The organism is Streptomyces himastatinicus ATCC 53653 (assembly GCF_000158915.1).
Taxonomy (GTDB): Bacteria; Actinomycetota; Actinomycetes; order Streptomycetales; family Streptomycetaceae; genus Streptomyces; species Streptomyces himastatinicus.
This window is the reverse complement of the sequence record NZ_GG657754.1, coordinates 3485753-3497275: the sequence shown is the minus strand read 5'-3', so window position 1 is coordinate 3497275 and position 11523 is coordinate 3485753. Positions and strand designations below refer to the sequence as shown.

Sequence of the window (11523 nt, the reverse complement as noted above, 5' to 3'; positions counted from 1 at the left end):
GGGTGAGCAGATAGGGGAGCTCGCCGATGGCGGGGAAGCGGACGCCGCCGATCAGCTCGACCGGATGGCGGCCCGCGAAGGACTGGAGGTCCAGCTCCGTCGGCTGGGCGAAGCGCGAGAAGTTGTGCACGCACAGCACCAGGTCGTCCTCCCCGTCCGGGGTCCGCGGCGCCTCGCGCAGGAACGCGAGGACGGCAGGGTTGGACGAGGGCAGCTCCGTGAAGGAGCCCAGCCCGAAGGCCGGGTTCTGCTTGCGGATCTCGATCATCCGCCGGGTCCAGTGGAGCAGCGAGGACGGCGAGGACATGGCGGCCTCGACGTTGGTGACCTGGTACCCGTAGACCGGGTCCATGATGGTGGGGAGGAAGAGCCGCCCCGGGTCGCAGGAGGAGAAGCCCGCGTTGCGGTCGGGGGTCCACTGCATGGGGGTACGCACGGCGTCGCGGTCGCCGAGCCAGATGTTGTCGCCCATGCCGATCTCGTCGCCGTAATACAGGATCGGCGACCCGGGCAGCGACAGCAGCAGCGCGGTGAACAGCTCGATCTGGTTGCGGTCGTTGTCCAGCAGCGGAGCGAGCCGGCGCCGGATGCCGATGTTGGCGCGCATGCGCGGATCCTTGGCGTACTCCGCGTACATGTAGTCGCGCTCTTCGTCGGTGACCATTTCCAGCGTCAGCTCGTCGTGATTGCGCAGGAAGATGCCCCACTGACACCCGGACGGAATGGCCGGGGTCTTGGAGAGGATCTCCGAGACCGGGTAGCGGGACTCTCGCCGCACCGCCATGAAGATGCGCGGCATGACGGGGAAGTGGAAGGCCATATGGCATTCGTCGCCGCCCGCCTCGTAGTCGCCGAAGTAGTCGACGACGTCTTCCGGCCACTGGTTGGCCTCGGCCAGCAGCACCGTGTCGGGGTAGTGGGCGTCGATCTCGGCGCGGACGCGCTTGAGGAGCTGGTGGGTGCGGGGGAGGTTCTCGCAGTTGGTGCCCTCCTCCGCGTACAGATACGGCACGGCGTCGAGCCGGAATCCGTCGATGCCGAGGTCCAGCCAGAAGCGCAGGGCGGCCAGTACCTCTTCCTGGACGGCCGGGTTCTCGAAGTTGAGGTCCGGCTGATGCGAGAAGAAGCGGTGCCAGTAGTACTGCTTGCGTACCGGATCAAAGGTCCAGTTGGACGTCTCGGTGTCGACGAAGATGATGCGGGCGTCCTGGTACTGCTTGTCGTCGTCGGCCCAGACGTAGTAGTCGCCGTACGGTCCGTCCGGATCGGTACGGGACTCCTGGAACCACGGATGCTGGTCACTCGTGTGGTTCATGACAAAGTCGATGATGACGCGCATGCCGCGCTGGTGCGCGGCGTCCACGAACTCGACGAAGTCGGCGAGATCCCCGAACTCCGGCAGCACGGCCGTGTAGTCCGAGACGTCGTAGCCGCCGTCGCGCAGCGGGGAGGCGAAGAAGGGCGGCAGCCAGAGGCAGTCGACGCCGAGCCACTGGAGGTAGTCGAGCTTGGCGGTGATGCCCTTGAGGTCGCCGACGCCGTCGCCGTTGCTGTCCTGGAAGGACCGCACCAGGACCTCGTAGAAGACGGCGCGTTTGAACCAGTCGGGGTCACGGTCCTTGGCGGGGGTGTCTTCGAACGTGTCCGGTACGGGCTCGTTGACGATCATGTTGTGGGTGACCCTCCGATCGGTGAGGACGGTCGCAGGGAGAGCACGTGCGCGGGAGCCATGTCACGCCCAGGCTCCAGGCGTACGTAGTTGTCCCTGCCCCAGTGATAGGTCTCGCCGGTGAGCTCGTCGCGCACCGGGACGGACTCGTGCCAGTCGAGGCCGAGTTCCCGGCATGTTCAACGAGACCGTCGCCTCCTGGGTGTGGTGGGGGTCCAGGTTGACGACGGTGAGCACGCACGAGTCGCCCGTGCCGCTTGAGTAGGCGATGACGGACTCGTTGTCCGCGTGGTGGAATCGCAGGTTGCGCAGCCGGCGCAGGGCGGGGTGCCGCCTGCGCAGCCGGTTGAGCCGGGTGATGAGCGGGGTGAGCGACGTTCCCGTACGCTCGGCGTCCGCCCAGTCGCGGGGGCGCAGCTGGTACTTCTCCGAGTCCAGGTACTCCTCGCTGCCGGTGCGCAGCGGGGTGTTCTCGCACAGCTCGTAGCCCGCGTAGACACCCCAGGTGGGGGAGAGGGTGGCGGCGAGGACGGCCCGTACCGCGAAGGCCGGCCGGCCGCCGTCCTGAAGGTAGGCGTGCAGGATGTCGGGGGTGTTGACGAAGAAGTTGGGCCGCATCCAGGCGGCCGCGTCCCCGGACAGTTCGGTGAGGTAGTCGGTCAGCTCCTGCTTGCCGTTGCGCCAGGTGAAGTACGTATACGACTGCTGGAAGCCGATCATGCCGAGCGTGTTCATCATCGCGGGCCGGGTGAACGCCTCGGCGAGGAAGATGACATCGGGGTCGGTGCGGTTGATGTCCCCGATCACCTTCTCCCAGAAGGCCACGGGCTTGGTGTGCGGGTTGTCGACCCGGAAGATCCGCACCCCGTGGGACATCCAGAACCGCAGGAGCCGCTCGGTCTCGCGCACGAGTCCGGGGAAGTCGGCGTCGAAGGCGATGGGGTAGATGTCCTGGTACTTCTTGGGCGGGTTCTCGGCGTACGCGATCGTCCCGTCGGCGCGCCGGTGGAACCACTCGGGGTGCGCGGTGACCCAGGGGTGGTCGGGCGAGCACTGGAGCGCGAAGTCGAGCGCCACCTCCATGCGCAGCTCGTGCGCCCGGGCCACGAAGTGGTCGAAGTCGTCCAGGGTGCCGAGGTCGGGGTGGATCGCGTCGTGGCCACCGTCCGGGGAGCCGATCGCCCAGGGCGAGCCGACGTCGAAGGGGCCCGCGGAGAGCGTGTTGTTGGGGCCCTTGCGGAAGGCGGTGCCGATGGGGTGGACGGGCGGCAGATAGACGACGTCGAACCCGGCGGCGGCGATCGCGGGCAGCCGCTCGGCGGCGGTGCGCAGCGTGCCGCTGACCGGGCGGCGGTCCTCGGCCACCTTGGCGCCCTCGGAGCGCGGGAACAGTTCGTACCAGGAGCCGAACAGCGCGCGCTCCCGCTCGACCTGGAGCGGCATCGGGCGCGAGGCGGTGACCAGTTCGCGCAGCGGATGGCGGTCGAGGGCGGCGGTGACGTCGGGGGCGAGGGCGGCGGCGAGCCGGTCGGCGACCGGGCGGCGCTCGTCGCGCAGCCCGTCGACGGCGCCGAGGACCGCCTCCCGGCCGTCGTTCTTGGGCACTCCGGTCGCGGCTCTCTCGTGCAGCCGGGCGCCTTCCTCCAGCACCAGATCGGTGTCGATCCCGGCCGGGATCTTGATCCGGGCGTGATGGCGCCAGGTGGCGACGGGGTCGCTCCACGCCTCGACCGTGTACGACCAGCGGCCGGGCGCGGTGGGGGTGACCTCGGCGCCCCAGCGGTCGGTGCCGGGGGCGAGTTCGCGCAGGGGGGTCCACGGCCCCGACCGTCCGGCCGGGTCGCGGAGGACGACATTGGCGCTGACCGCGTCGTGGCCCTCCCGGAACACGGTGGCACTGACCTCGAAGGTCTCGCCCACCACCGCCTTGGCGGGGCGGCGGCCGCAGTCGATCAGCGGACGGATATCCAAAAGGGGAATACGACCGATCATAGGATCACCTGACGGCGTTGCGGGCTGATGTGCGGAGGGCGCTTGATGGTCGGCGGCGGCCTGTGCCCTTTGTATAGGCTTTACCGCCGGGCGATGGGTTGCGGGCATGACAGCTCCTGTCCGCGTTCACTCTGGTGGGCGGATGGGGTCGGCCATGGGGGGCGCGTTCGGGAAGCCTTCCCACCGGACACCGGGAGACAATCCGGGTTCCCGTTAACTACCGGTTCGTAACGCGGGGTGCATGGCTCGGCCCGCGCGTATCCGTGCGGGGCCGATGATATGACCGCAATCTCGGGTTGTGTCAGATGTTCCGTGCGCCAGATGCTCCGTCAGCCACCCGTGTGCAGCAGCCGGTTCGGTGAACCGCGGCCCGCGTTCCGTACCGCGCCCTTGGTCGACTCCGCCGCGAGCGCCGTGCTCACCCGGGCCGGGGTCGCCGAGCGATGGGCGGCGAGGTAGAGCGCCGCCGCGCCCGCGACATGGGGCGCCGCCATCGACGTGCCCGACAGCGTCGCCGCCGCCGTATCGCTCGTAGGGGACGCCGACACGATCCGGTCGCCGGGCGCGAACAGGTCCACCGCCGGGCCCCAGTTGGAGAACGGCGCGCGGCGGTCGGCCCGGTCCGTCGCGCCCACCGTGATCGCCTGGGGCACCCGGCCCGGCGAGAACGAGCCCGCCGACCGGCCCGCGTTGCCCGCCGCGACCGTGAAAGTGAGACCGGCGCGCACCCCGGCCCGTATCGCGGCGTCCCACTCCGGGACCGGCCCCGCGATCGCCGACCCCAGGCTCAGATTGACCACCGACGGCTTCCGGGCGTGCCGCAGCACCCAGTCCAGACCGGCCAGCACCTCGGCGCTGGTGCCCTCCCCGCGGTCGTCCAGCACCCGTACGGCGACGACGTCCGCCCGCTTCGCCACCCCGTACTGCGTGCCAGCGGCAGTCGCGGCCACATGGGTGCCGTGGCCGTTGCCGTCCTGCGCCACCGGGTCGTCGTCCACGAAGTCCCAGCCGGAGCGGGCCCGGCCGCCGAAGTCCCGGTGACCGGTGCGCACTCCGGAGTCGACGACGTAGATCGTCGTCCCCTTCCCGCCGCCTGCCGGTGCCGTGTACGCCCCGTCCAGCGCCGCCCCGGCGGGCTGGTCGATGCGGTCCAGGCCCCACGACGGCGGATACGGCTGGGTCGCCGTGGCGGCGGTGGTGCCGCGCAGCGACACCTCGGCGTCCCGGGTCACCGAGGCGACGCCCGGGTCCGCCGCGAGCCGTCTCGCCTGCGCCTCGTCGGCCCGTACGGCGAAGCCGTTCAGCGCCCTGCTGTAGGTACGGCGCACCGTCGCCCCGTACCGCTCGACGAGGTCCCTGCCGTGCCCGGACTCCGCCGCCGCCCCCCGTTGCAGCGTCACGATGTACGTGTGGTGCGCCGTCGCGCCCGCGGCCCGGGCGGGCAGCGCCCCGCCCGCCAGCACGACCGCGGCGGCGGCCAGCGCCCCGGCCGTGCCGAGGCGGCCTCTGCTTCTCCTGTGCGCCATGGGCGATCCCTCCCCGACCCTCCCCGTACGCGAGGGCGCCAGGGTCTCGTGGGGCGGGGGCCCCGACAAGTGCGCATCGGGGGGCGGAACCGGCGCTGTTCCGCCCATGGGGACGCGCCGCGCCCGTCCCCGGTGAGGGGCGGGCACGGCGCGCGGTGGACCGCTGCCGACGCCTACTTGTAGGAGATGTCGGACTCCTTGTAGATGCAGGTCTTGCCGTCCGGGCCGGAGCCGGTCTCCTCGGGCTCCGCACCGGTGTCGTTGCCCTTGAAGCGGACGCAGGGGTCGATCTTCTTGCCGCTGTCCCCGATGATCGTGATGTTGCTGAGCTTCGCGGTGTCCCCGAAGTTCTCGTTGACGCCGACCAGCGACGTGCCCGGAGCGGTCACCTCCACTCCGTCCACCACCACGGCGCGCTTCTGCTGCTCGGAGCAGTTGCCGCACGAGCGGTAGAGCTTGCCGAAGTCCTGCACGGCGAAGTCGCGGATGGTGAGCGTGCCGCCGCCGTTGTGCTGGAAGACCTTGTCATCGGCCTTGCGCGCGCCGCCGCCCTCGATGGTGTATTTGGCGTTGGCGCCGCCCAGGAAGGTGGCGGCGTCCTCGCCGACGTCCTCCCACCAGACGTTCTGGAGGGTGCAGCTGCCCTCGCAGTGGATGCCGTCGGCGGCGGGGGAGCCGATGACGACGTTCTTGAGCGTGGCGCCGTCGGCCAGTTCGAACATCGCGGGCTGGCCCTCGTCCTGGCCGCCGTCGCCGAGTTCGCCCTCGCCGATGTAGCGCTGCATCTTGCCGTCGACGACGCCGGAGACCTTCTGCGTCGAGCTGACCGGCTTGTCGTCGCCGGGGGTGGGCCATTCGGCGGACGCCGAGGCCGAGGAGAGCATCGTTCCGGCCGTGATCGCGCCGATGGTGAGGGCGGCGGCGCCGAGGCCGCCGATCAGGGCGCGCTTGCGGGTGGGACGCGGTCTGTGGTGCTGCGGTGCCATGTGTATCCATTCCGTGGGGGGAGTGGGGGGATGATGTACACCCTGAAGTCGCCGCCGGACCGGGAGACGTTGCCGCCCGGCCCGCAAAAAAATCACGGACCGGGCGGCGGACCTCACGTACTTCGTGCGTCTACTTGTAGGTGAGGTCGGAGCTGCTGTACTTGCAGTACGTGCCGTCCGCGTCGCTGCCGTTCTTGCTCGGCTCCTTGCCGGTGTTGTTCCCGATGTACTTCTGACACGGGACGATCTTCTTGCTGCTGTCCCCGACGATCGTGACCTTGCGCAGGGCCAGCGAGTCGCCGTAGTTGGTGTTGATGCCGCCGATGACCTTGCCCGGCGCGGTGATCTCGGTGTTGGTCACGTTGATCGTGCGCTTGTACTGGCTGGAGCAGTTGCCGCAGGAGCGGACGAAGGTCGAGAAGTCCTGTCCGGCGAAGTTGGAGATGTTGAGCGTGCCGCCGCCGTTGAACTGGAAGATCTTGTCCTCGGCCTTGCGGGCGCCGCCCCCGATGACGTTGTACGTCTTGCCGGTGCCGCGGAAGGTGGCGGCGTCCTCGCCGACGTCCTCCCACCAGACGTTCTGGAGGGTGCAGCTGCCCTTGCAGTGGATGCCGTCGGCGGCGGGGGCGCCGATGATGACGTTCTTGAGCGTGGCGCCGTCGGCCAGTTCGAACATGGCGGGTTGGTCCTCGCCCTGGTTGTCCGAACCGAGGTCGCCGTCGCCGTAGTAGCGCTTCATGCCGCCGTCGGTGGTCCCGCTGACGGGGATCGTCTTGGTGACCGCCTGCGGGGTGCCGCTGGGCGTGGGCCAGGTGGCGGCCGACGCTGCCGAGAGAGAAAGCCCGGTGGTGATCGCACCCGCGGTGAGGGCGATGGCGCCGAGGGCGCCGCCGATCGCCCGCCGTCTCATGCGTAATTCAGCCATGTCACAGCTCCTTGTGCGGAAGGGAGTGATACAGGGGTGATGCAGGGGGGTGATTCAGGGGGTCTTGACGGACGGCCGCGGAGGAGTGGCCATCTTGTTGCCGATGAAGAAGCTGGGGTGCGGCGGCTGGTTGTAGGCGGTGTTCTGCCAGGCCAGCGCCTCGCGGTACTGCCGGTCGTGCAGCAGCGTGGTGATCCGCCGGTCGGTCTCGTACGGGGTGGAGTAGATCCGCAGCGCCTTGTTGTCGCTGGTCGGCCAGATCACTTCCTCGCGCCAGTCGCCGAGGATGTCGCCCGCCAGCGACGGGTTGGCCTTGGTGCCGTTGTTGGAGTGCACCCCGGAGGCGGTGAGCTGCCGGGTCTCGCCCGACGTCCCGTACTTGTCGATGCGCGTACCGTCCAGCAGCTCGCGCACCGGGTCGCCGTCCCACCAGGACAGGAAGTTCATGGACGACGGCTTACGGCCCTTCGTGGCGCCGGAGGCCGAGCGGATCTGGTCGTCCTTCGCGGACCACATCTCGGCGCCGTCGTTGCCCGCCCAGATGTCACCGGCCACGCCGCGCCCGTTGTCGCCGTTGGCCCCGGTCGACCAGAGCACCTGGCCGGTCTTGGCGTCGGCGAGGTACGAGGACGGCTTGGAGGAGTCCTCGTCGACCTTGAAGTACTCCAGGCCCGACCGGGACGGGTCGAGGTCGCCGAGGTGGGCGGCGTCGCCGTGGCCGTTCTTCGTCGTCCACAGCCCGGAGCCGTTGTCGTCCACGGCCATCGAGCCGTAGACGATCTCGTCCTTGCTGTCGCCGTCCACATCGCCGATGGCCAGCGCGTGGTTGCCCTGCCCGTCGTAGCCCTTGCCGCTGTTGGTGGAGCTGTTCGTGTCGAACGTCCACTTGCGGGTCAGCTTGCCGCCCTTGAAGTCCCAGGCGGCGATGACGGTGCGGGTGTAGTAGCCGCGCGCCGAGACCAGGGAGGGCGTGGAGCCGTTCAGGTACGCCGTCCCGGCCAGGAAGCGGTCCACCCGGTTGCCGTACGAATCGCCCCACGAGGAGACCGTGCCGCGCGCCGGGACGTAGTCCACGGTGTCCAGCGCGGCGCCGGTGCCGCCGTTGAACATCGTCAGGAACTCGGGGCCGCTGAGGACGTAGCCGCCGGAGTTGCGGTAGTCGGCGGACGCGCTGCCGATCGTCTTGCCCGCGCCGTCGACCGTGCCGTCCGCGGTCTTCATCGCGACCTCGGCCTTGCCGTCGCCGTCGTAGTCGTACACCTGGAACTGGGTGTAGTGCGCGCCGGAGCGGATGTTGCGGCCCAGGTCGATGCGCCACAGCCGTTTGCCCTCGACGGTGTAGCCATCCACGATCGTGTTGCCGGTGACGCCGGACTGCGAGTTGTCCTTCGCGTTCGTCGGCTGCCACTTGAGGACGAGGTCGAGGTCGCCGTCGCCGTCCAGGTCGCCGACCGAGGCGTCGTTTGCCTCGTACGTGTAATCGGAACCGGCGGCCGGGGGCGAGATGGGGACATTGAGGTAGCCCGAGCGGAACTGGAGGGCGGCGGACGACGCGGACTGCTCGGTACCGTTCACCACCGCGCGCACCGTGTACGTGTCCGAGGCCGCCGCGCCCTTGTCCAGGTAGTTGGTCGAGCCCGTGATCGGGGACGCGTTTACCTTGGTGGAGCCGCGGTAGACGTTGAAGGCGACATTGGCCGGGTCGGTGGCGAGCCAGCGCCAGCTGACCAGGTTGTCGCTGCCGGAGCGGACGCTGACCAGGCCCCGGTCCAGCTTCTCCAGCTGGGCGGCCGCGGCCGCCTTGGTCGTCGCGCCCTTCGCCGCCGTCGCCCCCTCGGCCTCGGCGTCGGTCTCGGCCGCTCCCGAGATGCTCGCCAGACCGGTGACGGTCAGCGCGCCCACGGCGAGCGCCGCGACCAGCGTCCGGGGGCGGCCGAGCCGCTCGCGCGCGGCGTGTCTGGGCGGGTGACCGGGTGCGGGCTGCGATCTGTCCCGGATACGCACGGGGCCTCCAAGGCATGGGGGGAAGTGAACGCCCCCTAGTCGTCGCCCTGGCCGGAAAGGTTGCCGCCTCCCGACCGAACTTCGCGGGGCTCGGGCGAAACAGCCGAAACGGGGCGCGTCGGCCGCTACCGTCGAAGGCGTGAAGGCCATCCGTCGCTTCAGCGTGCGTCCCGTGCTCCCGGAATCCCTACGACCGCTCCACCGGCTGGCGCGCAATCTGCGCTGGTCGTGGCATCCCGAGACCCGCGAGCTGTTCGAGGCCGTGGACCCCGAGCGCTGGCGGGCGTCCGGCGGCGACCCGGTGCGGCTGCTGAGCGCCGTACCCGTCGCCCGGCTGGCGGAACTCGCCGCGGACCGCGGGTTTCTGCGGCGGCTCGGGGCGGCCGCCGAGGATCTGGACGACTATCTGACCGGCCCCCGCTGGTACCAGGGCCGCACGGCGGCCGCGCCGGACCGGACGACCCGGTCGGATGACGCGGCCCGGTCGGACGGTGCGGTTCCGGCGGGCGACGGGGTCCGGTCGGACGACGCGGTCCCGGACCGTACGGACGAGGGCGCGGGGCCCGAAGGGAGCCCCGCCCTCCCCGCCGCCATCGCCTACTTCTCGCCCGAGTTCGGCATCACCGCCGCCCTGCCCCAGTACTCCGGCGGACTCGGCATCCTCGCCGGTGACCACCTCAAGGCCGCCAGCGACCTCGGCGTCCCCCTCATCGGCGTCGGGCTGCTCTACCGCCACGGCTACTTCCGGCAGTCGCTCTCCCGCGAGGGCTGGCAGCAGGAGCAGTACCCCGTCCTCGACCCCAACGAGCTGCCGCTCACCCTGCTGCACGAGCACCACCCCGGCGCGGGCATGGGCCGCCCCGCCAGGGTCACCCTCACCCTCCCCGGCGGCCGTCCGCTGCACGCCCAGATCTGGCAGGCCCAGGTCGGCCGGGTGCCGTTGCTGCTCCTCGACTCGGACGTCGAGGGCAACGGCCCCGGCGAGCGCGACGTCACCGACCGGCTCTACGGCGGCGGCAGCGAACACCGGCTGCTCCAGGAGATGCTGCTCGGCATCGGCGGTGTGCGCGCGGTGCGGGCGTACTGCCGTCTCACCGGGCACACCGCGCCCGAGGTGTTCCACACCAACGAGGGACACGCCGGGTTCCTCGGCCTGGAGCGGATCCGCGAACTCATGGACACGGCCGGGGTGGACTTCGACGCCGCCCACGAGACGGTGCGCGCCGGGACCGTGTTCACCACCCACACCCCGGTCCCCGCCGGGATCGACCGGTTCGACCGCGAGCTCGTCGCCCGCCACTTCGGGGAGGACGGCGAACTCCCCGGCATCGGCGTCGAGCGCACCCTCGCGCTCGGCCGGGAAACCTACCCCGGCGGCGACCCCGGAGTGTTCAACATGGCCGTCATGGGGCTGCGGCTCGCCCAGCGCGCCAACGGGGTCTCCACCCTCCACGGCCAGGTCAGCCGCGAGATGTTCGCCGGGCTCTGGCCCGGCTTCGACGCCGACGAGGTGCCCATCAGCTCGGTCACCAACGGCGTCCACGCGCCCACCTGGCGCGCCCCCGAGGTCACCCGGCTCGGCGCCCGCCAGTTCGGCCACCTCCCCGCCGGTGAACTGTGGGAACTGCGCCGCACCCTGCGCAAGCAGCTCGTCGCCGAGGTACGGCAGCGGCTGTACGCGTCGTGGCGGCAGCGCGGCGCGGGCACCGCCGAACTGGGCTGGATCGACTCCGTCCTCGACCCCGACGTCCTCACCATCGGCTTCGCCCGCCGCGTCCCCTCGTACAAGCGGCTCACCCTCATGCTGCGCGACCGCGACCGGCTCACCGAGCTGCTGCTGCACCCCGAGCGGCCCGTCCAGATCGTCGTCGCGGGCAAGGCGCACCCGGCCGACGACGGCGGCAAGCGCCTCGTCCAGGAACTCGTCCGGTTCGCCGACGACGCCCGGGTGCGGCACCGCCTCGTCTTCCTGCCCGACTACGGCATGGGCATGGCCCAGAAGCTCTACCCCGGCTGCGACGTCTGGCTCAACAACCCGCTGCGCCCGCTGGAGGCGTGCGGCACCAGCGGTATGAAGGCCGCCCTCAACGGCTGCCTCAACCTCTCCGTCCTCGACGGCTGGTGGGACGAGTGGTACGAGCCCGACTTCGGCTGGGCCATCCCCACCGCCGACGGCTCCGCCGTCGACGAGGACCGCCGCGACGACCTGGAGGCGTCCGCCCTCTACGAGCTGCTGGAGAACCGGGTCGCACCGCAGTTCTACGACCGCGGCCCCGACGGACTCCCCGGCCACTGGATCGACATGGTGCGCCAGACCCTCACCACCCTCGCCCCCAAGGTGCTCGCGGGACGCATGGTGCGGGAGTACGTCGAGCGGCTCTACGCCCCGGCCGCCCGCGCCCACCGCGCGCTCGACCCCGC

6 protein-coding genes and 1 pseudogene are annotated in these 11523 nt (G+C 70.8%); 1 reads left to right on the top strand and 6 read right to left on the bottom strand.

What is annotated here, in order from left to right; all coding sequences use genetic code 11:
* The 6 genes and pseudogenes from treS to SSOG_RS14160 all read right to left on the bottom strand — a co-directional run.
* A partial coding sequence (gene treS / locus SSOG_RS14185; protein WP_009714913.1) for a maltose alpha-D-glucosyltransferase occupies nt 1-1669 on the bottom strand: 1669 nt, incomplete at its 3' end.
* Nucleotides 1666-3661, bottom strand: a pseudogene (locus tag SSOG_RS14180) (alpha-1,4-glucan--maltose-1-phosphate maltosyltransferase). The gene treS and the pseudogene SSOG_RS14180, both read right to left, overlap by 4 nt.
* 329 nt (nt 3662-3990) lie before the next feature.
* The gene (locus SSOG_RS14175; RefSeq protein WP_039937547.1) at nt 3991-5187 is read right to left on the bottom strand and encodes a S8 family peptidase; all 1197 of its coding nucleotides are present in this window, start codon (nt 5185-5187) and stop codon (nt 3991-3993) included.
* A 173-nt stretch (nt 5188-5360) separates the two neighbouring features.
* Entirely contained in the window at nt 5361-6173 is an 813-nt protein-coding gene (locus SSOG_RS14170; RefSeq protein ID WP_039937545.1) for a pectate lyase, read from the bottom strand.
* Nucleotides 6174-6303: 130 nt separating this feature from the next.
* A complete protein-coding gene (locus tag SSOG_RS14165; protein ID WP_009714909.1) occupies nt 6304-7098 on the bottom strand; it encodes a pectate lyase in 795 nt (264 codons plus the stop codon).
* 54 nt (nt 7099-7152) lie between these two features.
* Complete coding sequence (locus SSOG_RS14160; RefSeq protein ID WP_425385416.1) at nt 7153-9102, bottom strand: rhamnogalacturonan lyase; 1950 nt, start codon at nt 9100-9102, stop codon at nt 7153-7155.
* Nucleotides 9103-9241: 139 nt separating this feature from the next.
* On the opposite strand from SSOG_RS14160, the gene glgP reads away from it, so the two are divergent.
* Nucleotides 9242-11523 (top strand): alpha-glucan family phosphorylase (gene glgP / locus SSOG_RS14155; RefSeq protein WP_009714907.1); only part of this gene is annotated, 2282 nt, incomplete at its 3' end.